This is a genomic window from Micromonospora sp. NPDC005298, from assembly GCF_040607375.1.
In the GTDB taxonomy this organism is placed as follows: Bacteria; Actinomycetota; Actinomycetes; order Mycobacteriales; family Micromonosporaceae; genus Micromonospora.
The window spans coordinates 1-22,083 of record NZ_JBEXGP010000002.1 but is presented as its reverse complement, the minus strand read 5'-3'; the positions used below and the strand labels follow the sequence as shown (position 1 = coordinate 22,083).

The 22,083-nt window shown below is 71.7% G+C and carries 19 protein-coding genes and 1 tRNA gene; 5 read left to right on the top strand and 15 right to left on the bottom strand.

Features of this window, described 5'->3' with window-relative positions; all coding sequences use genetic code 11:
* The first annotated feature begins 227 nt into the window (after positions 1 to 227).
* Entirely contained in the window at positions 228 to 1,211 is a 984-nt protein-coding gene (gene galE, locus ABZS77_RS04740; protein ID WP_354817265.1) for a UDP-glucose 4-epimerase GalE, read from the top strand.
* Positions 1,208 to 2,368: a galactokinase gene (gene galK / locus ABZS77_RS04735; RefSeq protein WP_354817262.1), complete on the top strand. Its 1,161-nt coding sequence runs from the start codon at positions 1,208 to 1,210 to the stop codon at positions 2,366 to 2,368. Before galE ends, galK begins: the two co-directional genes overlap by 4 nt.
* Positions 2,369 to 2,666: 298 nt before the next feature.
* Here galK and ABZS77_RS04730 read toward each other — a convergent pair whose 3' ends face one another.
* The 8 genes from ABZS77_RS04730 to ABZS77_RS04695 form a co-directional block, all read right to left on the bottom strand.
* Positions 2,667 to 3,962: a GTP-binding protein gene (locus ABZS77_RS04730; RefSeq protein ID WP_354817259.1), complete on the bottom strand. Its 1,296-nt coding sequence runs from the start codon at positions 3,960 to 3,962 to the stop codon at positions 2,667 to 2,669.
* A complete protein-coding gene (gene cysD / locus ABZS77_RS04725) occupies positions 3,962 to 4,873 on the bottom strand; it encodes a sulfate adenylyltransferase subunit CysD (protein ID WP_139584194.1) in 912 nt (303 codons plus the stop codon). Before cysD ends, ABZS77_RS04730 begins: the two co-directional genes overlap by 1 nt.
* 75 nt (positions 4,874 to 4,948) lie before the next feature.
* The gene (locus tag ABZS77_RS04720) at positions 4,949 to 5,779 is read right to left on the bottom strand and encodes an inositol monophosphatase family protein (protein ID WP_354817256.1); all 831 of its coding nucleotides are present in this window, start codon (positions 5,777 to 5,779) and stop codon (positions 4,949 to 4,951) included.
* A 133-nt stretch (positions 5,780 to 5,912) separates the two neighbouring features.
* Positions 5,913 to 6,503, bottom strand: coding sequence for an aminoacyl-tRNA hydrolase (gene pth, locus ABZS77_RS04715; protein ID WP_354817253.1), 591 nt, complete (start codon positions 6,501 to 6,503; stop codon positions 5,913 to 5,915).
* Between the two features lie 83 nt (positions 6,504 to 6,586).
* A complete protein-coding gene (locus ABZS77_RS04710; protein WP_354817250.1) occupies positions 6,587 to 7,276 on the bottom strand; it encodes a 50S ribosomal protein L25/general stress protein Ctc in 690 nt (229 codons plus the stop codon).
* A gap of 340 nt (positions 7,277 to 7,616) precedes the next feature.
* Positions 7,617 to 8,597, bottom strand: a complete 981-nt coding sequence (locus ABZS77_RS04705) for a ribose-phosphate diphosphokinase (RefSeq protein WP_030329105.1) — start codon at positions 8,595 to 8,597, stop codon at positions 7,617 to 7,619.
* Between the two features lie 57 nt (positions 8,598 to 8,654).
* Positions 8,655 to 10,190 (bottom strand): bifunctional UDP-N-acetylglucosamine diphosphorylase/glucosamine-1-phosphate N-acetyltransferase GlmU, encoded by a 1,536-nt coding sequence (gene glmU, locus ABZS77_RS04700; protein ID WP_354819508.1) that lies wholly within the window; start codon positions 10,188 to 10,190, stop codon positions 8,655 to 8,657.
* Positions 10,191 to 10,296: 106 nt separating this feature from the next.
* Positions 10,297 to 10,368, bottom strand: a tRNA-Gln gene (locus ABZS77_RS04695).
* 300 nt (positions 10,369 to 10,668) lie between these two features.
* On the opposite strand from ABZS77_RS04695, the gene ABZS77_RS04690 reads away from it, so the two are divergent.
* Positions 10,669 to 11,631 (top strand): acyl-CoA desaturase, encoded by a 963-nt coding sequence (locus ABZS77_RS04690; protein ID WP_354817247.1) that lies wholly within the window; start codon positions 10,669 to 10,671, stop codon positions 11,629 to 11,631.
* 239 nt (positions 11,632 to 11,870) lie between these two features.
* On the top strand, positions 11,871 to 12,557 hold the full coding sequence (locus ABZS77_RS04685; protein ID WP_354817244.1) for a TetR/AcrR family transcriptional regulator: 687 nt from the start codon (positions 11,871 to 11,873) through the stop codon (positions 12,555 to 12,557).
* A 6-nt stretch (positions 12,558 to 12,563) separates the two neighbouring features.
* Here the strand turns inward: ABZS77_RS04685 and ABZS77_RS04680 are convergent, their stop codons facing one another.
* From ABZS77_RS04680 to ABZS77_RS04655, 6 genes are all read right to left on the bottom strand, one after another.
* Entirely contained in the window at positions 12,564 to 13,040 is a 477-nt protein-coding gene (locus ABZS77_RS04680; protein ID WP_354817242.1) for a DUF4383 domain-containing protein, read from the bottom strand.
* A gap of 195 nt (positions 13,041 to 13,235) precedes the next feature.
* Positions 13,236 to 13,691: a DUF4383 domain-containing protein gene (locus ABZS77_RS04675; RefSeq protein WP_354817239.1), complete on the bottom strand. Its 456-nt coding sequence runs from the start codon at positions 13,689 to 13,691 to the stop codon at positions 13,236 to 13,238.
* A gap of 102 nt (positions 13,692 to 13,793) precedes the next feature.
* Complete coding sequence (locus ABZS77_RS04670; RefSeq protein ID WP_354817236.1) at positions 13,794 to 15,599, bottom strand: ABC-F family ATP-binding cassette domain-containing protein; 1,806 nt, start codon at positions 15,597 to 15,599, stop codon at positions 13,794 to 13,796.
* Between the two features lie 123 nt (positions 15,600 to 15,722).
* Positions 15,723 to 16,673, bottom strand: coding sequence for a 4-(cytidine 5'-diphospho)-2-C-methyl-D-erythritol kinase (locus ABZS77_RS04665; RefSeq protein ID WP_354817233.1), 951 nt, complete (start codon positions 16,671 to 16,673; stop codon positions 15,723 to 15,725).
* An 86-nt stretch (positions 16,674 to 16,759) separates the two neighbouring features.
* Positions 16,760 to 17,629 (bottom strand): 16S rRNA (adenine(1518)-N(6)/adenine(1519)-N(6))-dimethyltransferase RsmA, encoded by an 870-nt coding sequence (rsmA, locus tag ABZS77_RS04660; protein ID WP_354817230.1) that lies wholly within the window; start codon positions 17,627 to 17,629, stop codon positions 16,760 to 16,762.
* Positions 17,623 to 18,522 carry a TatD family hydrolase gene (locus ABZS77_RS04655; RefSeq protein WP_354817227.1) on the bottom strand — a complete coding sequence of 300 codons (900 nt, stop codon included), beginning with the start codon at positions 18,520 to 18,522 and terminating at the stop codon, positions 17,623 to 17,625. Before ABZS77_RS04655 ends, rsmA begins: the two co-directional genes overlap by 7 nt.
* A 75-nt stretch (positions 18,523 to 18,597) precedes the next feature.
* Between ABZS77_RS04655 and ABZS77_RS04650 the strand changes: the two genes are divergently transcribed.
* Positions 18,598 to 19,836, top strand: coding sequence for a hypothetical protein (locus ABZS77_RS04650; RefSeq protein WP_354817224.1), 1,239 nt, complete (start codon positions 18,598 to 18,600; stop codon positions 19,834 to 19,836).
* A 45-nt stretch (positions 19,837 to 19,881) separates the two neighbouring features.
* Here ABZS77_RS04650 and metG read toward each other — a convergent pair whose 3' ends face one another.
* Positions 19,882 to 21,684, bottom strand: coding sequence for a methionine--tRNA ligase (gene metG, locus ABZS77_RS04645; RefSeq protein ID WP_354817221.1), 1,803 nt, complete (start codon positions 21,682 to 21,684; stop codon positions 19,882 to 19,884).
* Between the last annotated feature and the right edge of the window lie 399 nt (positions 21,685 to 22,083).

Below are 22,083 nucleotides of genomic sequence, written 5' to 3'. Positions count from 1 at the left end.
CGGGGTCGCCCCCGCACGCGTCGCCGGAGCCCGTCACGGGCCGCTTCCCGCATGACAGAGATGGTAGACACCGTTGGCCCACCCCACCGGCATTGTGCGAGTCTGTTCGAACCTGAAGGATTATGATGGAATGCCGATGGCGGCACGATCGGTCGGGGTGCCGCCACAGCCGTAGGGTGATCACCGAAGGGCCAGCCCCGGGCGGGGTCGAATCAGGAGGCAACGACGTGAAACTGCTCGTCACCGGGGGCGCCGGCTTCATCGGCAGCGTGGTGACCCGGATGCTGCTGGACGCGGGGCACGAGGTCGTCGTCCTCGACGACCTGCGTACCGGCCACCGCGCGGCACTCGCCCCCGACGCCACCCATGTCGAGGCGTCCGTCCACGACGCCGCCCGGATCGTCACCCCCGACGCCGGCTTCGACGGGGTGCTGCACTTCGCCGCCCTGATCGCCGCCGGCGAATCGATGGTCAAGCCCGAGCTGTACTGGCAGAACAACACAGTCGGCACGCTCGCCCTGATCGACGCCGTCCGGGCCGCCCGGGTGCCCCGGATGGTCTTCTCCTCCACCGCCGCCGTCTACGGCAACCCCACCGAACTGCCCATCCCGGAGACCGCCGTCAAGGCGCCCACCAACACGTACGGCGCCACCAAACTCGCCGCCGACATGGTGCTCACCTCCGAGGCGGTCGCGCACGGACTCGCCGCCGTCTCCCTGCGCTACTTCAACGTGGCCGGCGCGTACCTCGACGGCGACGTCCCGCTCGGCGAACGGCACGACCCCGAGACACATCTGATCCCGATCGCGCTGGAGGTCGCCGCCGGCCGGCGCGACAAGCTCCAACTCTTCGGCGACGACTACCCCACGGTGGACGGCACCTGCGTCCGCGACTACATCCACGTTGCCGACCTCGCCCGCGCCCACCTGCTGGCGTTGGACGCCGCCACCGCCGGCCAGCACCGCATCTACAACCTGGGCAACGGCAACGGCTTCACCAACCGCCAGGTCGTCGACGTGGTCCGCGAGGTCACCGGGCACCAACTCCCCGTCGAGGTGGCCCCGCGCCGCGAAGGCGACCCGGCCGAACTCGTCGCCTCCTCCGCGCTGGCCCGCGACGAACTGGGCTGGCTGCCGCAGAAGCCCACCCTGCACGACATGGTCGGCGACGCCTGGGCGTTCTACCGCGCGCACGTCCTGGAGCAGTCATGACCGGTGACGTCGCCCAGCGGGCAGCCGAGGGTTTCACCCACCGATACGGCGCCGACGCGGCCGGCCGCTGGGCAGCCCCCGGTCGGGTCAACCTGATCGGCGAGCACACCGACTACAACGACGGGTTCGTGCTGCCGTTCGCGCTGCCGCTGCGGACCGTGGTCGCCGCCGACCGGCAGGACGGCGAGCGGTGGACTGTCTGGTCCGAGCTGTCCGACGAGACGATCACCTTCGGCGCGGACGACGTGGCCGAGCCGGGCCGGGTCACCGGCTGGGGCGCGTACGTGGCAGGGGTGGTCTGGGCGCTGCGCGACGCCGGCCACGCCGTGCCCGGTGCCCGGCTGGCCATCGCGTCCGACGTGCCGCTGGGCTCGGGCCTGTCGTCCTCGGCCGCCCTGGAGTCGGCAGTCCTCGCCGCCCTGCTCGACCTCGGTGGGCTGGACCTGCCCGCCGAACGGCTACCGCGACTGGCCCAGCGGGCCGAGAACGTCTACGTCGGCGCCCCGACCGGGATCATGGACCAGTCCGCGTCGATCCGCTGCCGGGCCGGGCACGCGCTCTTCCTGGACTGCCGTGACGAGTCCGTCGAGCACATCCCCTTCGACCTGGACGCCGCCGGCCTGGCCGTACTTGTCGTCGACAGTCGGGCGCCACACCGGCACGCCGACGGCGAGTACGCGGCCCGCCGCCGGTCCTGCGAGGCGGGCGCGGAGGCGCTCGGCGTACCCGCGCTGCGGGACGTGACAGTCGACCAGCTCGACGCCGCGCTGGCCCGCCTCGACGACGAGGAGACCCGACGCCGCGTCCGGCACGTGGTCACCGAGGACCAGCGTGTGCTGGACACGGTGGCGCTGCTGCGCGCGGGCCGCGTACGGGACATCGGCCCGCTGCTCACCGCCTCGCACGTCTCGATGCGCGACGATTTCGAGATCACCGTCCCGGAGGTCGACACGGCCGTCGAGGCGGCGCTGGCGGCCGGCGCGCTCGGTGCGCGGATGACCGGCGGCGGCTTCGGCGGTTGCGTCCTGGCCCTGGTCGAGACCGGCCGGTCCGACGCGGTGGCCGCAGCCGTCACGGCCGCCTACGCCCAGCGGAACTTCACCCCCCCGAACACCCTCACGGTCCTCCCCTCCCCCGGCGCAACCCGCCTCCCCTGACCCCCCCAACCCACACCCACACCCCCACCGTGATCAAGAGGTTCGCGTCAGAATCCGGGCTCGCCCTGACGCAAGCCTCTTGATCACCGGGCGGGGTCGGGGGTGGGGGGTTGGGGGGTCGAGGGTGAGGGCTGGAGATCGTGCTTGTTCATGGAAGTAGTGGCCTCCCCGGAGGGGGAGGCCACTACGTCATGGATCGAGCACGATCTTGGCGGGGCAGGCGCGGGACGGGGGCGGGGCGGGGTGGGGCGGCGGCCGGGACGGGGCAGCGCCGGGCGGCCGGGCCTGTGGCGTGTCGTTAGCTGGCTTCTACGATCATGGCGGCGCCTACTGTGCGGTTGGTGGTCTCGTCGATGATGACGAAGCCTCCGGTGGTGCGGTTGCGCCGGTACTCGTCGGCCAGCAGCGGCACCGTCGTCCGCAGCCGCACCCGGCCGATCTCGTTGAGCCGCAGCTCGTCCGCCGACTCGTCGCGGTGCAGAGAGTTGATGTCCAGTCGGTAGTGCAATCCGCGCACGATGGCCCGCGCCGAGCGGGTGGTGTGCTTGATCGCGTACCGGCCGCCGACTCGCAACGGGGCGGTCTCGTCCATCCAGCACACCATCGCCTCGATGTCCTGGGCCACCGCCGGCGCGTTGTTCGGACGGCAGATCAGGTCACCTCGGGAGATGTCGATCTCGTCGGCCAGTCGTACCGTCACCGACATCGGCGGGAACGCCTCCGCGACCGGCCCGTCGGCGGTCTCCACCGCGGCGATCCGGCTGGAGAAGCCGGACGGCAGCACCATCACCTCGTCGCCCGGCTTGAGCACACCGGAGGCGACCTGACCGGCGTAGCCGCGGTAGTCGGTGACGGTCGTGGACTGTGGACGGATCACGTACTGCACCGGGAACCGGACGTCGACGAGGTTGCGGTCGCTGGCGATGTGCACCCGCTCCAGGTGGTGCAGCAGCGACGGACCCTCGTACCACGGCATGTTCTCCGAGCGGGCGACGATGTTGTCGCCGCGCAGCGCGGAGATCGGCACGACTGTCAGGTCCGGTACGTCGAGCTTCGCGGCGAACGCGGTGAACTCGTCGGCGATGCGTTCGTACACATCCTGCGACCAGTCGACCAGGTCCATCTTGTTGACGCAGAGGACCAGGTGCGGCACCCGCAGCAGGGAGCAGAGGAACGCGTGGCGGCGGGACTGCTCGACCAGTCCCTTGCGGGCGTCCACCAGGATCAACGCCAGGTCGGCGGTGGACGCCCCGGTGACCATGTTGCGGGTGTACTGGATGTGCCCCGGGGTGTCGGCGATGATGAACTTGCGCCGGGGCGTGGCGAAGTACCGGTACGCCACGTCGATGGTGATGCCCTGCTCCCGCTCGGCGCGCAGGCCGTCGGTGAGCAGCGCCAGGTTGGTGTACTCGTCGCCGCGGGCCGCGCTGACAGCCTCCACGGCGGCCAACTGGTCGGTGAAGAGCGACTTGGTGTCGTAGAGCAGCCGCCCGATGAGTGTCGACTTGCCGTCGTCGACGCTGCCGGCGGTGGCGAAGCGCAGCAGGTCCATGGGTCGGGCCTCGGCCGGCGGGGCCGCGATCTCGGTGGTCATCAGAAGTAGCCCTCCCGCTTGCGGTCCTCCATGGCGGCCTCGCTGACCCGGTCGTCACCGCGGGTCGCCCCACGCTCGGTGATCCGGGTGGCGGCGACCTCCTCGATGACCTTCTCGACGGTGTCCGCGTCGGAGCGGACAGCGGCGGTGCAGGAGGCGTCGCCGACGGTGCGGTACCGCACCTGCGCCTTGAACCGTTCCTCACCCGCGCGGGGGCGGAAGAACTCGTTGACCGCGTAGTACATCCCGTCCCGTTCGATCACCTCACGCTCGTGGGCGTAGTAGATCGACGGCAGTGGGATGCGTTCGCGGGCGATGTAGTGCCACACGTCCAGCTCGGTCCAGTTGGACAGCGGGAAGACCCGGATCGACTCGCCCGGGTGGTGCCGGCCGTTGTACAGCGACCACAGCTCCGGCCGCTGGTTCTTCGGATCCCACTGGCCGAACTCGTCGCGGAAGCTGAACACCCGCTCCTTGGCGCGGGCCTTCTCCTCGTCCCGGCGGGCACCGCCGAACAGCGCGTCGAAGCGGTGCTTCTCGACGGCGTCCAGCAGCACCGGCGTCTGGATCCGGTTGCGCATCCCGTCGCCGGACTCCCGGACCATGCCGCTGGCCAGGGCCTCCGGCACGCTCGCCACGACGAGCTGCAAACCCAGCTCGGCGACCCGCTGGTCGCGGTACTCGAGCACCTCGGGGAAGTTGTGCCCGGTGTCGACGTGCATCACGGGAAAGGGGATGTTGGCCGGGGCGAACGCCTTCTGCGCCAGGCGCAGCATGACGATCGAGTCCTTGCCGCCGGAGAAGAGCAGCACCGGGCGTTCCATCTCGGCGACCACCTCGCGCATCACGAAGATGCTCTCCGCCTCCAGGGCGTCCAGGTGGGAGACCCGGTAGGCGGCGGGGGTGGTCATGACACCGGCTCGATTCGCTCGCTCATCCGATTTCCAGACCTTTCCGGTCGGGCATGTCAAGAAAGTCCGCTCAGGCTACCCGGAATGTCTCTGCAGCGCTGCAAGCAACCGGGTGGCGAGATCCTTGCGACAGACCAGCAGGTCCGGCAGGCGTGGATCCGCCTCGTTGTATTTCAGCGCAGAACCATCGATCCGGGAAGCGTGCAGTCCGGTGGCCGTCGCCACAGCGACGGGCGCCGCCGAGTCCCACTCGTACTGGCCGCCGGCGTGGATGTACGCGTCGACCTCCCCGGTGACCACTGCGGCGATCTTGGCTCCGGCCGAACCCATCGGCACCAACTTCGCCCCCACGTCCTCGGCGAGGTCGGTGAGGAACACCGGCGGCCGGCTCCGGCTCGCCGCCAACCGGATCACCCGCGTACCGGCCGTGGCCGCCTCCACGGTCATCGGCGGGTACGCCGGCGGGTAGTCCGTGCCCAGCACCCGGTGCTGCGCCGGCAGCCCCACCGCCCCGGCAACCAGCCCGTGCGGACTCGGCGCGTTGCGCGCCCAGAGCGCGATGTGCACCGCCCAGTCCGAGCGGCCCTCCTCGGAGAACTCCCGGGTGCCGTCCAACGGGTCGACGATCCACACCCGGTCCGCGGCCAGCCGCGACACCGCCTCGGTGTTGACCTCCGCCGCCCAGGCCAGCCGCGACCCCTCATCCTCCTCGGAGAGCACCGCGTCGCCCGGCCGCCACTTCGCCAACTCGGTGCGGATCAGGTCGTGTGACACCTTGTCCCCTGCCGACTTGAGCGCGCCGGGGTCGGTGAAGCCCAACTCCGTACGCAGGTCGAGCAACGCCTGACCGGCCCGGGCCGCCAACCACCGGGCGAACGCGCCGTCGATCATCGGAGGACTGCCCATCTGTGTCCGCTCCCGTCACCTCGCCGCGGCCCGTGCCCGCACGGACGCCCCACGCGAGGCACTCCCCGGCCGCGGCCCGCCAAAAGGCGCAGACTACCGCCCATTGCTGCGGATCCGGTACGCCCCGCCCGGCTCAGACGCCGTGGTAGAGGTTCTGGGTGGGCTCCACGCCCTTGAGGATCACCGACTCCACGACGTCGGCAGCACGGTCCACCAGGAAATCCAGCTCCTTGCGCTCCGTGGTGCCGAAATCCGACAGCACGTAATCGGCCGGGTCCTGCCGCCCCGGCGGCCGGCCCACGCCGAACCGCACCCGGACGTAGTCCTTCGTCCCCAACGACTTCGACATCGAGCGCAGACCGTTGTGCCCGCCCTCACCGCCGCCGCACTTGACCCGCACCTGGCCGAAGCCGATGTCCAGTTCGTCGTGCACGGCGATCACCTGCGCCGGCGGCACCTTGTAGAACTGCGCCAGCGCGGCCACCGGCCCGCCGGAGAGGTTCATGTACGTCAGCGGCTTGGTCAGCACCAGCTTCGGACCACCGAAGCCCAGCCGCCCCTCGGCCACCTCGGCGACCGCCCGCTTGTGCCGCCCGAACCGCGCGCTCACCCGACCGGCCAACAGGTCGGCCACCATGAACCCGACGTTGTGCCGGTTCCCGGCGTACTCCCGGCCCGGGTTTCCCAGGCCGACGACCAGCCACGGCCCCGCCTCGTCCGTCACGACCCGTCCCTTCCACCGACTCCCGATACGCCGGCAGGCGCCCCCGAACGCTCGGGGACGCCTGCCAGCAGAGTACGAACCGATCAGGCCTCGGTGCGCGCCTCGTCGCCCTCGGCGGCCGGGGCGGCGTCCGCGCCCTCGGAACCCTCGGTGCCCTCGCCGACCTCGGCCTCGGCCTCGTCGGTGGCGGTCTCGACCTCGGGCAGCGTCGCCTCGAGCTGCTCGGCGGTCGGGGCGGCGGTCACCGAGGCGACCATCTGGTCCGAGTCGCCCACCAGCTCGACACCGGCCGGCAGCTGCACGTCGCCGGCGGTCACCTGGGAACCGGCCTCCAGGCCCTCGATCGACGCCTCGAGGTGGTCCGGCACCTTGGTGGCGTCGGCGGTCACCGAGAGGGTGTCGTGGTCGTGGACGATCAGGGTGTCCCGTGCGGCGTCACCGGTCAGCTGGACCGGAACCTCGACGGTGACCTTCTCGCCGCGCCGGACCAGGAGCAGGTCGACGTGCTCGAAGGTGTCCTTGATCGGGTCACGCTGGATCGCCTTCGGAAGCGCCAGCACCTGGGTGCCGTCGGTGATGTCGATCGCGAAGAGCTGGTTGGCACCGCCCTTGCGGATCGCCGCGGCGAACTCACGCGACGGCAGCGCGATGTGCTTGGGCTTCTCGCCGTGGCCGTACAGCACGGCTGGCACCTTGCCGGCCCGGCGGGTACGGCGGGCACCACCCTTGCCGAACTCGGTACGGGGCTCGGCGCTGATCTTTACCTCGGACACGGGGAAACTCCTGATGCTTTTCGCTGCGGCGGCTTGTCGTCTGGCGGTGCTGGGGCGAGGGGCTCGCTGGGGCTCATGCGTCATGAACGACTGCCCGGAGCACCGCGTCGATGACGGTGCCTCCGTGCGGCGCTTATTCAGCGGCCCGCCGGGCACCCTCGCCGTGGCAACCGCACCAGTCTACCCGAGCGGATTCCAAGGTTTCCGGCAGTCCCCGGTCACAGCTCCAGGCCGGCGCGCCGGCGGTGTTCCCGCCAGCGCGCCAGCCCCGTTTCGACCATCTTGTCAGCCCGTCCCCGTCTGCGCGCGCGACTGGCGGAAACGGGGCCCCGCGCTCAGCTCAGCTCAGGCCACCGAAGAGGGTGGTCACCGAGCCGTCGTCGAACACCTCCCGGATCGCCCGCGCCAGCAGCGGCGCGATCGACAGCACGGTCAGCTTGTCGAGCTGCTTCTCCGGCGGCAACGGCAGGGTGTTGGTCACCACGATCTCGCTGATCGAGCTGTTCTTGAGCCGCTCGGTCGCCGGGTCGGACAGCAGCGCGTGGGTGGAGGCGACCACGATCTCCGCCGCACCGGACTCCTTGAGGATGTCCGCCGCCTTGGCGATCGTGCCACCGGTGTCGATCATGTCGTCCACGATCAGGCAGACCCGGCCCTCGACCTCGCCGACCACCCGGTTCGCCACCACCTGGTTCGGCTTCATCGGGTCACGGGTCTTGTGGATGAACGCCAGCGGGCAGCCGCCCAACCGGTCGGTCCACCGCTCGGCCACCCGTACCCGCCCCGAGTCCGGTGCCACCACCGTCATCGGCCGGCCGGCGTACTTGTGTTCCACGTACTCCGCCAGGATGTCCATGGCGAAGAGGTGGTCCACCGGGCCGTCGAAGAAGCCCTGGATCTGCGCGGTGTGCAGGTCGACGGTGAGGATCCGGTTCGCACCGGCGGTCTTCAACAGGTCCGCCACGAGCCGGGCCGAGATCGGCTCCCGACCACGGTGCTTCTTGTCCTGCCGCGCGTACGGGTAGAACGGCAACACCACGGTGATCCGCTTGGCGGAGCCCCGCTTCAGCGCGTCCACCATGATCAGGGTCTCCATGACCCAGGTGTTCACCCCGTGCGTCACGGACTGCACCACGAAGGCGTCCGAACCACGCACCGAGTCCTTGAAGCGTACGAAGATCTCGCCGTTGGCGAACTCGTACGCGTCGGCCGGCGTCGGCGCCACGCCGAGCACCTCGCCGATCTCCTTGGCCAGCTCCGGAAAACCCCGTCCGGAGAAGAGCATCAGGCTTTTGCGGTTTTCGGCGACGATGCTGCCCATGGGCCCGTCTGCTCCCGTTTGTCGGCGGTACCCGGCCCGGTGGTGGTGGGTCGGGGACTAATCGGTTGCAGTATCTCCCGCGCCGGACGTACCGCCCACCGTCTCGGCCCGCCCGTGCATTGCCTCACTGTCGCTTGCGGCGCCGGCCACCTCCGACGCACCCTTCGCGTCGCCGGCCCGCTGCGCGGCCTCGGCCGCTGCCGTGCCGGCCCGCCGCTTCACCACCCAGCCCTCGATGTTGCGCTGGCGCGCCCGGGCCACACCCATCGCGCCCGCCGGCACGTCGTCCACGATCACCGAGCCGGCCGCCGTGTACGCGCCGTCGCCGACCTCGACCGGCGCCACGAACATGTTGTCCGCGCCCGTGCGGGCGTGGCTGCCGATCACCGTGCGGTGCTTGTTGACCCCGTCGTAGTTCACGAAGACCGAGGCGGCACCGATGTTGGTCTGCTCACCGATCGTCGCGTCGCCGACGTACGTCAGGTGCGGCACCTTCGAACCGGCGCCGATCTGCGAGTTCTTCACCTCGACGAACGTGCCGACCTTCGCCTTGTCGGCCAGTCGCGCCGCCGGGCGCAGGTACGCGTACGGCCCCACGCTGGCGCCCTCGCCGACCTCGGCGCCGACGGCGTGGCTGCGGACCACGGACGCCCCCGGGCCGACGACGGTGTCGACGAGCGTGACGTCCGGACCGATCAGCGCGCCGGAGCCGACGACGGTGCCGCCGCGCAGCTGGGTGTTCTGGTCGACCACGGCGTCGCGGTCCAGCGCCACGGTCACGTCGATCCAGGTGGTCGCCGGGTCGAGCAGGCTCACGCCGGTGCGCATCCACGCCTCGTTCACCCGGTCGCGCAGCAGACGCCGCAGCGACGCCAGCTCCACCCGGTCGTTGCAGCCCAACGTCTCGACGTGGTCGCCGGCGACGTGCACCGCGACCGGCTCCCCGGCCGAGCGGAGCAGGCCGAACACGTCGGTCAGGTACTCCTCGCCCTGGTCGTTGTCGGTGGAGAGCTTGCCGAGCGCGTCCCGCAACCGCACCGCGTCGAACGCGTAGATCCCGGCGTTGATTTCCCGGATCGCGCGCTGCGTCGCGTCGGCGTCGCGCTCCTCGACGATCTGCTCCAGCCGCCCGTCGGCGTCCCGGACGATGCGCCCGAGGCCGGTCGGGTCGGGCACCTCGGCGGCCAGCACCGTCGCCGCGGCGGCGGCTTCCTCGTGCGCGGTCACCAGCGCGCCCACCGTCTCGGGGCGCAGCAGCGGCACGTCCCCGTTGATCACCACGACGGTGCCGGCGCCCTCGGGGACGGCCTCCAACGCGATCCGTACGGCGTGGCCGGTGCCGAGCTGCTCGGCCTGGAGCACGGGAGTGGCGTCCGGGGCGATCTCGTCCAGGTGGCCACGGACCTGGTCAGCGCCGTGGCCCACCACCACGACGGTGCGGTCCGCGGACAGCGGCGCGGCCGCGCTCAGCACGTGGCCCAGGAGGGTACGACCGAGCAGGGGGTGCAGCACCTTGGGCAGTGTCGACTTCATCCGCTTGCCCTCACCGGCGGCGAGCACGACGACGGTACGAAGGTGGGGCTGGGGCACGATGTGGCTCCCGTCGGGACGGCGGACACTCTCGCGGCCATGCTAACCACGGGGCCCGGCACGGTTCCCTCTTACCCCCAGTAGAACCTAAAACGGACTTTGGGGGCAGCTCGGCCGCCAGGGTTCGAACCTGAAATACGGGTACCAAAGACCCGGGTGTTGCCAATTACACCACGGCCGATCATCGACGTGAGCGCGTCGCGTCAGGGGATGGGCATCCCGGGCTACACCTTAGCGCCCCTGACGCCGGACGCCACCGCTCATTTCGTCTCGCCCCGCTCCACCCGCCCGGGCAGCGTCCGGTCACGCGTCCCGGTGCGGACGAGCCGTCGCCGGCCGCCTCGCACCAGAGGCTTTTGACCTGGTTCTTTGGACGGCCTGTCGGGGCCGATCGGAACTTCCCCGTGCGATCTACGGTGCCGTAAGTTACGGTGACGTAGGCGTAGCTTCGTGATCGCTTCTCCCCCCTCTGCGAGGTTCCATGACCACCGTGCTCGAGCCCAACACCGCCGCTTCCGGCCCGAAACCGCTCACCGACGGCAGCCAGTCCACCGGGATCCTGGCCGCCCTCTGGGCGTTCGTGGTGATTCCCTTCGTGGCCCTTCTGGTCGCCGTCCCGGTGGCCTGGGGTGGCTGGCTGGGCTGGACCGACGTGATCATCGGCCTGGTCTGGTACGTGGTCTCCGGGCTCGGCATCACGGTCGGCTTCCACCGCTACTTCACCCACGGGTCGTTCAAGGCCAAGCGCTGGCTGCGCGTCTCGCTGGCCGTCGCCGGTTCGCTCGCGGTGCAGGGCGAGATCATCCAGTGGGTGGCCGACCACCGTCGACACCACGCCTTCTCCGATCTGGAGGGCGACCCGCACTCGCCGTGGCGCTTCGGCACCAGCTTCTGGGCGCTGACCCGGGGCCTGTTCCACGCCCACGTGGGCTGGCTGTTCCGGCGGGAGCTGTCCAACCGGCAGCGGTTCGCACCGGACCTGATCGCCGACCGTGACATCAGCCGGGTGGACCGACTCTTCCCGGCGCTGGTGGCCATCTCGCTGCTCGGCCCCGCGCTGATGGGCGGCCTGATCACCTGGTCGTGGCAGGGCGCGCTCACCGCGTTCTTCTGGGCCGGGCTGGTCCGGATCGGCCTGCTGCACCACGTCACCTGGGCGATCAACTCGGTCTGCCACGTCTACGGCGAGCGCCCGTTCGCGATGCGTCAGGGTGACCGCGCCTCGAACTTCTGGCCGCTGGCGATCCTCTCCTTCGGCGAGAGCTGGCACAACCTGCACCACGCGGACCCGACCAGCGCCCGGCACGGCGTGCTGCGCGGTCAGGTGGACATCTCCGCCCGGGTGATCTGGCTGTTCGAGAAGTTCGGTGCGGCGTCGCAGGTGCGCTGGCCGAAGCCGGAGCGTCTCGCGGCCAAGCTGGTGAAGCCGGTCGCACCCCGGTAAACCGGTCGGTGCACCGGGAGGCCGCCTGGCAGGATGGCCGGATGGCCGGATGGCCGGATGGCCGAGCGTCGCGGGGGGACCTGGCGACTCGGCCGGCGGGGATCCGAACCCGATCCGGGTACGGTCGGACGGCGAGGCAGGGCGGCTGGACCGCCCGCCGGTGAGGCGACGACGTGAACGGGCACGACGGAGGCACCATCCCACGGCAGGGCGTCACCAAGCGCCAGCGAGGCGGCGACATGTCCGAGGTCAGTGACGGTGTCAACGGCCGGGCGACGCCGCCGGTCCCGGCGCCGAAGCCCAAGCCAGCCTCCCGGGTCCGCATGCCGGCGGCCCAGCGGCGGGAGCAGTTGATCGCGACCGGCCGACAGCTCTTCGCCGAGCGGGGTTTCGACGCCACCTCCATCGAGGAGGTGGCGGCCCGCGCCAAGGTCTCCAAGCCTGTGGTGTACGAGCACTTCGGCGGCAAGGAGGGGCTCTACGCGGTGGTGGTGGACCGGGAGGTCCGGGCTCTGCTGGACCGGATCACCACCGCGTTGACCGCCGGGCATCCGCGGGAGCTGCTGGAGCAGGCGGCGCTGGCGCTGCTGGGCTACATCGAGGAAGAGACCAGCGGGTTCCGGGTGCTGGTCCGCGAGTCGCCGTTGATGTCCGGCACGGCCAACTTCAGCAGCGTGATGAACGACGTGGCGCACCAGGTCGAACACATCCTGGGCGCCGAGTTCAAGAGCCGCGGGTACGACCCGAAGCTCGCCGAGCTGTACTCGCAGGCGCTGGTGGGCATGGTCGCGTTGACCGGCCGCTGGTGGCTGGAGGTCCGCAAGCCGCGCAAGGAGACGGTGGCGGCGCATCTGGTGAACCTGGCGTGGAACGGGTTGTCGCACCTGGAGGCGAAGCCGACGCTGATCACCACTCGGCGCGGCTGACCCCGTTCACCGGCGGTGGGAGTCGGCCACCGGGTGCTTGCGCAGTTCCAGTTCCGCCTCGGCGTGTTCCGGGGGGCCCACCTTGTCGTACAGGCCGGTGCCGAGCAGGACCAACCCGAACAGCATCGACACGACCACCGTCGACATCGAGAAGTTGAGGAAGTTCGCCTCGGTCTGGAGCACGGACATCATCAGGATGCTGGTCACCAGGAACACCACGCCCGCGGTGAGGTTGATGTAGTGGCCGAGGTTGGTACGCCGGGACGCCCCGACGATCAGGACCACGCCGAAGATCACCGAGGCGAGTGAGAAGGCCAGGTTGGTGCGCAGCCCGAGCGCCCAGTGGCTGCCCCGGTCGAAGAGCGGGTCGCCGATCGTCTCGGCGACACCCCAGACTCCGAAGACCAGGATGTAGACGCCGATCAGACCGGCGAGGACCCGGTAGATCGGCCGAGCCGGATGGTTCACCGGAAAGTGCGGCATACCCAGACCCCCTGAATTGACCGATTCAGGAGGATTGTCCCTCGGGGCAGACCCAACTGTCCGAAGAACCCCAAAGCCGAGGCGGCCCGCCGAATGGCCGGACCAGGTCAGGTTTCGCCGGAGCCCGAGCTGCGCAGGGATCAAGCCTGACCGCCCGGAGCAGCTCGGGCTCCGGCGAAAACCGCAACAGCAACCTCAGAGCACCAGGCGGGCCTTCTGGAAGGCATCCGCCTCCTCGTCCGACCCGACCTTGCCGTACATGCCGACCATGAGCAGCACGAGAGCCGCCGACAGCACCACGATCACGGTGGTGATGCTGAAGTTGAAGATGTTCGCGTCGGTCCGGATGAACGCGAGACCGGCCAGGCCGACCACCATGAGGGCGTACGCCAGCCACTGGTTGATCGCCACGTCGATGTTGCGGCCGAGCCCGGTGCCGACCAGCACGATGAGCCCGAGCAGCACGCTGAGCAGCGAGAAGCCGAGGTTGGTGCCCTGGCCGAGGACCTTCGTGTCGTCCTGCGCGAGGACCTCGTTGCCGGCGCTCGCGATGATGCCGAGCACACCGAAGACCACCAGGTACAGACCGGTCAGCCCGCCGATCGCCCGGTAGATCGGCCGCGCGGGGTGGTTGACGGGGGTGTGGGCCATGTCTGAGTCTCCAACGCCGTGGGGTGAGGTGTCGCCGACGATTGTCCCGCATGTGGCGGTGTGACGCCGCACACGGCCCCCGGCCCGGCGCGCCCGGCCCGGTCAGCTCTCGGGAAGCTCTTCGGCGAGGGTCATCCAGGTCTCCTCGATCCGTTCCCGCTCGGCCCGCAGGTCCTTGAGCTGGGTGTCCAGTTCGGCGACCCGGGCGTAGTCGGTGGCGTCGGCGGCGAGCTGGTCGAGCAGGGTGACCTCACGCTGGTCGAGCTTGCCGAGCTGACGTTCCAGGCGGGTCAGCTCCTTGCGGGCCTGACGCACCTCGGCGGCGGACATGCCGCCCCCCGAGGAGACAGCGGGCTCGGAGGTCGAGGTGACGCCCGCCCGAGGAGAGCCGGCCCGTTCCGCGGTCCGGGCCAGGTACTCGTCGACGCCGCCCGGCAGGTGCACGAGCCGGCCGTCGCCGAACATCCCGTACGCGGTGTCGGTGACCCGCTCGATCAGGTAGCGGTCGTGGCTGGCCACAATGATCGTGCCCGGCCACGAGTCGAGCAGGTCCTCCAACGAGGCGAGGGTGTCGGTGTCCAGGTCGTTCGTGGGCTCGTCGAAGAGCAGCACGTTCGGTTCACCGGCGAGCAGCCGCAGCATCTGCAACCGGCGACGTTCACCGCCGGAGAGGTCGCTGACCGGCGTCCAGAGGCGGCGGTCGTCGAAGCCGAACACCTCGGCGAGCTGCGAAGCGGAGACCTCCCGGTCGCCGAGCTGCACCCGGCGGGCGACCTCCTCGACGGCTTCCAGGACCCGCAGGTGACCGGGCAGTTCGGCGAGTTCCTGGGAGAGGAACGCGGGCCGCACCGTGGAGCCGGTGTTGAGGCGGCCACCGTCCGGGCGGGTGATGCCGGCGAGCATCCGCAGCAGCGTGGTCTTGCCGGCGCCGTTGGCGCCGAGGATGGCGATCCGGTCGCCCGGACCGACCAGCCACGTGGTGTCGCGCAGGATCTCCTTCGGCCCGGCGTGCAGCTCGACGGCCTGCAACTCGTACACCTGCTTGCCCAGGCGCGAGACCGCCATCCGCTGCAACGACATCGTGTCCCGGGCCGGCGGCACGTCGGCGATCAGGGCGTTCGCGGCGTCGATGCGGAACTGGGGCTTGGAGGTACGGGCCGGCGGGCCACGGCGCAGCCAGGCGATCTCCTTGCGGAGCAGGTTCTGTCGGCGGGCCTCGGTGGCGGCGGCGACGCGCTCACGTTCGGCGCGGGCGAGGGTCCAGGCGGCGAAGCCGCCCTCGTACGCGCGGACCGTCTGGTCGGCGACCTCCCAGGTGGTGGTGCAGACCGCGTCCAGGAACCACCTGTCGTGCGTGACGACGACCAGGGCGCCCCGGCGGCCGACCAGGTGCCGGGCCAGCCAGTCGACACCACCGACGTCGAGGTGGTTGGTGGGCTCGTCGAGGATGAGCAGGTCGGATTCGCGGACGAGCAGCGCGGCGAGCGCCACCCGGCGTCGCTCGCCACCGGACATCGGGCCGACCGGCTGGTCGAGGCCGAGGTGTGGCATGCCGAGGCCGTCGAGGATGTTGCGGACGCCCGCGTCGCCGGCCCACTCGTGCTCGGCGCCCATGCCCTCGCCGAGCCAGGCGGTGCCGAGCACGACGTCCCGGACAGTGGCCTCGGGGGCGAGGGTGAGTTGCTGCGGCAGCCAGAGCACGCGCAGGTCACGGCGGTGGGTGACCCGGCCGTCGTCGGGCTCCTCCTGCTTGGTGAGCAGGCGCAGCAGGGTGGACTTGCCGGCACCGTTGAGGCCGACCACACCGATCCGGTCGGCGTCGTCCAAGCCGAGCGAGACGTCCGTGAGCAGCCGCCCGGCGGCGCCGTACCCCTTGGACACCCGGTCCAGATTGACGATGTTGGCCACGTTCCACCCTTCAAGATCAAGGCGTCCGGGTGCCGGCGGGCACCTCGGGACGCCTGACCCAAGGGTACGCGGGCACCCCGGTGACCCGCGCCGCGCGCCCGGGCGGGCTGACCGGACGGGCCGTCAGACCACCCGCGCGCCGGCGACCGGGCCGTGCGCGACCCGGGCATCCCGGCAGACCTCGGCGCTGGTCAGCTCGGCGGCGATCCGCTCGGCGCTCGCCGCGTCGGCGGCGAGGAAGACACACGTCGGGCCGGAGCCGGAGACGAGGCCCGTGAGCGCGCCCGCCGCCTCGCCGGCCTTGAGGGTGTCGGCCAGGGCGGGGCGCATGGCCAGCGCGGCGTCCTGGAGGTCGTTGCCGAGCGTGCGGGCGAGCACCCGGGGATCCCGCTGGCGGAGCGCGCCCAGCAGGGCGTCGGTGCTGCCCAGCGGCGCACCGGCGGTGCCGGCCTCGCGCAGCCGGTCCAATTCGCGGTACGCGGCCGGGGTGGACAGGCCGACGTCGGCGATGGCCACCACCCAGTGCCAGGACGTCGGGCGGACCAGCACCGGGCTGACCGCCTCGCCCCGACCGGTGCCCAGCGCGGTGCCCCCGTAGATCAGGAACGGCACGTCGGAGCCGAGGTCGGCGGCGATCCCGGCCAGTTCGTCCCGGGACAGTCCGGTGCCCCACAGCGCGTCGCAGGCCACCAGCGCGGCGGCCGCGTCGGCGCTGCCACCGGCAAGCCCACCGGCGAGGGGGATCTGCTTGCGCAGGTGCAGGCGGGCGTGCGGGAGCACCCCCGCGTACCCGGCGAGGGCGTGCGCGGCACGGATGACCAGGTTGGAGTCGTCAAGCGCCAGCTCGCCGGTGCCCTCCCCCTCCATGGTCAACGCCAACGTGTCGCCCCGCCGGGCGGTCAGCTCGTCGTAGATGGAGATGGCGTGGTAGACGGTGTTCAGCTCGTGGTAGCCGTCCCGCCGCAGCGGACCCACCCCGAGGTGCAGGTTCACCTTCGCGGGCACCCGCACCCGCACCGGGCCGGTGGCCCCGCGTCGCTCGTCCTCATCGTCCGGTCGCCAGGCCTCGGTCACGGGGTGACATCCCGTACGGGCAGGCGGATGTCGAACGGCTTGGCCACGATCTGCTCCTCGGCGTCCTCGGCGGGCACGGCGTCAGCCTACTTCGCGGCCGGCGTACCGACCGGAGCCGACGCGGCGATGGCGGCGAACTGCGCGACGGTCAGCGACTCCCCCCGGGCCCCGGGGTCGACGCCCGCCCCGGTGAGCGCGGCGGCGGCCCGGTCCGCGCCGCCGGCCCAGCCGGCCAGCGCCGCGCGCAGGGTCTTGCGGCGCTGCGCGAACGCCGCGTCCACCACGGCGAAGACCCGCTCCCGGGGTACGTCGGCGCGGGGCGGCTCGTGACAGGTGAAGGCGACCAGGCCGGAGTCGACGTTGGGCACCGGCCAGAACACGTTCGGCGGGACCCGGCCGGCGCCGCGGGCCTGGGCGTACCAGGCGAGCTTGACCGACGGGATGCCGTACACCTTGGAGCCGGGACCGGCGACGAGCCGGTCGGCGACCTCCTTCTGCACCATCACCAGGCCGTGCCGCAGGCTGGGCAGCGTGGCGAGCAGGTGCAGCACCACCGGCACGGCGACGTTGTAGGGCAGGTTCGCGACGAGCGCGGTCGGCGCCGGGTCGGCCAGTTCGGTGGCGTCGATCCGCAGCGCGTCGGCCCGGTGCACGGTGAGCCGGCCGGCGTCCGCGCCGGCGTGCCGAGCCACGGTCTCCGGCAGCGCCCCGGCGAGCACCGGGTCGATCTCCACGGCGTGCACGTGCCCGGCGACCGGCAGCAGCCCCAGGGTCAGCGAGCCGAGACCCGGGCCGACCTCCAGGGCGACGTCGTCGGGGGTCAGCCCGGCGGCCGTGACGATCCGACGCACCGTGTTCGGGTCGTGCACGAAGTTCTGGCCCAGCTTCTTGGTGGGCGCGACGCCCAGGCGGGCGGCGAGTTCCCGGATCTCCGCCGGGCCGAGGAGACTCACCACGGGCCGAAGGCCCGGTCGCCGGTCGCCGAGATCGCCGCGCACAGCTCGTCCAGGTCGGTGCCGGTGGTCTCGGCGAGCGACCGGACGGTCAGCGGGATCAGGTACGAGGCGTTCGGCCGGCCCCGGTGCGGCGTCGGCGTGAGGTAGGGGGCGTCGGTCTCCACCAGGAGCTGGTCCACCGGGGTGAGCGCGGCGGCCTCGCGCAGCGCGGTGGCGCTGGCGAAGGTGACGGTGCCGGCGAAGCTGAGCAGGTAGCCGCGGCGGACGCACTCGCGGGCGAACTCGGCGTCACCGGAGAAGCAGTGCAGCACCACCGTGTCCGGGGCGCCCTCGTCGTCGAGGATGCGCAGCACGTCCGCGTGCGCGTCCCGGTCGTGGATGACCAGGGCCTTGTCGTACCGCTTGGCGATGGCGATGTGCGCCCGGAAGCTGGCCTCCTGCGCGGCGCGTCCCTCGTCGCCGGTACGGAAGAAGTCCATCCCCGTCTCGCCGATCCCCCGCACCCGGTCGCGGGCGGCCAACGACTCGATCTCGCGCAGCGCCTCGTCGAGGTCGGGCAGCCGGGGCGCCTCGTTGGGGTGCAGCGCCACCGTGGCCAGCACCGCCGGGTACGCGTCGGCGGCGTCCGCGCCCCACCGGGAGGAGGCGACGTCCACGCCCACCTGGACCAGCCGGTCCACGCCGACGGCGGTGGCCACCGCGACCGCTGCGGCGACCGGGTCGTCGGCCGGCCCGCCGCCGGGCACGCCGGCCTCGCTCACCGTGATGTCCAGGTGGGTGTGGCTGTCCAGCACCGGCCGGGGCAGTGGCTCGGGGGCGGGTGGGAACTCTCCGGCCCGCCGGGCGGCACGCTCGCGGCGGGTTTCAGTCGGCTCGCTCATCAGCGACAGCATCACACACCAGGCCTGTCCATCCGCCCGCCACCCGGCGTTCACCTCGACTACGCCGCGCGACTCTAGCGTCGCCGCGTGAGCGAGCTCAGCAGTCCCGCCAGTGAACGCACCGGGCTGCGCGTGGCGTTCGGCGGCGGCGTGTACCCGGCCGAGGAGATCGCCCGGGGCGCCGCGTACGAGGTGTTCAGCGCCGACGAGGTGACCGGCTTCGAGTGGGCGCCCCGACCCGGCAGCGCCCTGCCGTGGCGCCGGTTCGTGCACGTCACCGAGGTGACCGCCGTGCACGGGGCGACGCCGCCGGCCGAGGAGCCGGAGACACCGCTGATGATGCCGGCGCACCGGGAGCGGGGCTGGGAACACCTGCACCAGCTCAGCCAGCAGCCGTCCGCCGCCGGCGACCCGCTGCTGGTGGCGGCGCGCGCGTCGGCAGTCGTACGGCGGGGCACCCGGATGGTCAAGGCGCTCTCGGCCCGCCAGCTCGCCGGGTACGTGCGGGGCTGGCTGCCGCACGGCTTCTGCTACCGGGAACACGACGTGGCGCATTTGCGTACGCCGTCGGCGACCACGGTGCTGCGCACCGACGGCGAGATCGGCCGGGACGGCTCCGACGTGGCGTACGCGCTGCGGTGGCGGGCCGCCGACCCGGGCGACTACGACGTGCCGGTCGGCGAGGCGCACCGTGGCCTGACCGCGTTGGCGTCCCGGGACCGGCTGGGCCCACCGGTGCTGGGTACGGGTTTCGTGCCGAGCAACGGTCAGCTCATCCCGGAGTTCATCACCCGGGACTTCGCGGACCTGCCGATGCCGGCGAACGCGGCCCTGCTCGCCTACCCGAGCGAGGGGGTGGAGGTGGTGCTGTACACCTACCAGGCGGAGCAGCGGGGATGGCTGCGCATGGTGGGTCCGCAGTGGCGGCACCTGATGTCCGCGGTGCCCGGACTCTCACCCGACCAGGAGTACGTGCCGACCGGGGACGCGCCGCGTTCCACGCAGCTCGTCGGCGTGCACGGCGACACCGAGTACGAGGCGGTGGCGGACCTGCCCGGCGGGTTCCGGGTGCTGGCGATGACCCGGGCCGCCCGCTACCCGGTGGACGCGGTGGCCCGCCGGCTCCGGTTCGCGCGGTGGCGGGGTGTGCCCTGCCTGGTGCTGCGCGAGGAGGCCGGCTGGCTGCGGTTGCGGCTGCGCTTCCCCGACCCGGACGCGGTGGTCACCACCGGCGCGCAGTGCCACGACCGTGGCGTCTACGAGACCTGGGCGCCGGGCGCCGAGGTGACCGACGACCAGGTGATGGACGCCCGGTACGCGATGTGACGCCGCGCGGCGGTGCGGTGTGCCCCGCCGCGCGGCCCCGTACGGTCAGCCAGCCAGCCGGGCCAGCTCCTCGTCGACGATCGACGGGTCGAGCTTGCGGAACACCGGCTTCGGCGCGGCCAGCGGCCGACCCGCCTCGATCGGCACCGACTCCCAGCGCGCGCCGACCGTGTAGTCCCCGGTCAGCACCGGGTACGACGGCCCGCCGTCGAGGTCGTCGACCTGCTCGATGACCGGCATGGGCGCGTGCACGCCGGTGCCGCCGAGCAGCTCGTGGACCTGCTGCGCGGAGTGCGGCAGGAACGGGGTGAGCAGCGTGTTGGCGTCGCTGACCACCTGGAGGGCGACGTGCAGGATGGTGCCCTGGCGGGGCTTGTCGGCCTCGCCCTTGAGCTTCCACGGCGCCTGCTCGCTGAGGTACCTGTTGGCCTCGGCGACCACCCTCATTGCCTCGCCGATCGCCTGCTTCTGCCGGTGCCGGCCGATCAGGTCGCCGACCGTGCCGAAACCGGCGCGGGCCACCGCGAGCAGGGCCTCGTCGGCCTCGGTGAGCCCCGCGGGGTCGACCGGCGGGATCGCCCCGAAGTTCTTCGCCGCCATCGAGACGGACCGGTTGACCAGGTTGCCCCAGCCGGCGACCAGCTCGTCGTTGTTGCGGCGGAGGAACTCGGCCCAGGTGAAGTCGGTGTCGTTGCTCTCCGGGCCGGCGGCGGCGATGAAGTAGCGCAGCGCGTCGGCGTCGTAGCGCTCCAGGAAGTCCCGGACGTAGATGACCACCTTGCGGGACGAGGAGAACTTGCGCCCCTCCATGGTCAGGTACTCGCTGGAGACGACCTCGGTGGGCAGGTTGAGCCGGCCCAGCCCGCCCGGCTCACCGTCGCGGGAGCCCTCGCCGGAGTAGCCGGAGAGCAACGCCGGCCAGATCACCGAGTGGAAGACGATGTTGTCCTTGCCCATGAAGTAGTAGGACCTGGCGTCCTTACCCTGACCGTCGGCGGACCACCACTTCCGCCAGGCCTCCGGGTCACCGGAGCGGCGGGCCCACTCGATCGAGGCGGACAGGTAGCCGATCACCGCGTCGAACCAGACGTAGATCCGCTTGTCGGGCCGGTCCCGCCAGTCGTCCAGCGGGATCGGCACGCCCCACTCCAGGTCCCGGGTGATGGCCCGGGGCTGGAGGTCGTCGAGCAGGTTGCGGGAGAACCGCAGCACGTTGGGCCGCCACCCGTCCCGGGTGTCCAGCCACTGCCGCAGCACGTCGGCCAGGGCGGGCAGGTCCAGGAAGAAGTGCTCGGTCTCGACGAACTTCGGGGTCTCCCCGTTGATCCGCGACTTCGGGTCGATCAGGTCGATCGGGTCGAGCTGGTTGCCGCAGTTGTCGCACTGGTCGCCGCGCGCGCTGTCGTACCCGCAGATCGGGCAGGTGCCCTCGATGTACCGGTCGGGCAGGGTGCGCCCGGTGGACGGGGAGATCGCGCCCATGGTGGTCTTCGGCACGATGTAGCCGTTGCGGTACATCCCCTCGAACAGCTCCTGCACCACCGCGTAGTGGTTGCGGGTGGTGGTGCGGGTGAACAGGTCGTAGGACAGCCCGAGGCCGTGCAGGTCCTCCACGATCACCCTGTTGTACCGGTCGGCCAGCTCGCGCGGGGTCACCCCGTCGGCGTCGGCCTGCACCTGGATCGGGGTGCCGTGCTCGTCGGTGCCGGAGACCATGAGCACGTCGTGGCCGGCCATCCGCATGTACCGGGCGAAGACGTCGGAGGGAACGCCGAAACCGGAGACGTGGCCGATGTGGCGGGGGCCGTTGGCGTACGGCCAGGCCACTGCCGCGAGAACGTGACTCATGAGCAGCAAGCCTAGTGACCCGTGCCGGGCGCCCGCGAACCAATAGGGGGTGCCGGGCCGGCGGACCGGGCCGACCACCCCGGCCGTTGGTCCGATTTGTCGCCGACACGCGTCCGAGCTGCCCGTTCCGCCTCCCCCTCCGGTGTGCAATGAACGTCGTGACTGGCAGACGAGCGGCCCGGGACCAGGACGACAGGCACACCGGGCCGGCGGTCGACGACGACGCCGGCTCCGAGGTCGGCGGGTCCCGGGCCGCCGGGGTCGCACCTCAGCCGCGGCTGGTGCCGGGCAGCGAACCGGCGGCCGGGTGCGCAGGAAGCTGGCGAGCTGGACGCGATCCACGGTGTCTCCCGGTCGGTGGGCGCCGGCGGTGGACCGGCACATCGGTTGCAACAGACG

What these genes read in the sequence shown, in the direction of transcription:
- ABZS77_RS04705 (WP_030329105.1), bottom strand. Translation starts at nt 8,597, where the DNA reads ATGGGCAGCATCGTCGCCGAAAACCGCAAAAGCCTGATGCTCTTCTCC.
- ABZS77_RS04690 (WP_354817247.1), top strand. Translation starts at nt 10,669, where the DNA reads ATGACCACCGTGCTCGAGCCCAACACCGCCGCTTCCGGCCCGAAACCG.
- ABZS77_RS04675 (WP_354817239.1), bottom strand. Translation starts at nt 13,691, where the DNA reads ATGGCCCACACCCCCGTCAACCACCCCGCGCGGCCGATCTACCGGGCG.
- ABZS77_RS04655 (WP_354817227.1), bottom strand. Translation starts at nt 18,522, where the DNA reads ATGCTGTCGCTGATGAGCGAGCCGACTGAAACCCGCCGCGAGCGTGCC.
- galK (WP_354817262.1), top strand. Translation starts at nt 1,208, where the DNA reads ATGACCGGTGACGTCGCCCAGCGGGCAGCCGAGGGTTTCACCCACCGA.
- ABZS77_RS04685 (WP_354817244.1), top strand. Translation starts at nt 11,871, where the DNA reads ATGTCCGAGGTCAGTGACGGTGTCAACGGCCGGGCGACGCCGCCGGTC.
- ABZS77_RS04720 (WP_354817256.1), bottom strand. Translation starts at nt 5,779, where the DNA reads ATGGGCAGTCCTCCGATGATCGACGGCGCGTTCGCCCGGTGGTTGGCG.
- cysD (WP_139584194.1), bottom strand. Translation starts at nt 4,873, where the DNA reads ATGACCACCCCCGCCGCCTACCGGGTCTCCCACCTGGACGCCCTGGAG.
- ABZS77_RS04680 (WP_354817242.1), bottom strand. Translation starts at nt 13,040, where the DNA reads ATGCCGCACTTTCCGGTGAACCATCCGGCTCGGCCGATCTACCGGGTC.
- metG (WP_354817221.1), bottom strand. Translation starts at nt 21,684, where the DNA reads ATGAGTCACGTTCTCGCGGCAGTGGCCTGGCCGTACGCCAACGGCCCC.
- ABZS77_RS04730 (WP_354817259.1), bottom strand. Translation starts at nt 3,962, where the DNA reads ATGACCACCGAGATCGCGGCCCCGCCGGCCGAGGCCCGACCCATGGAC.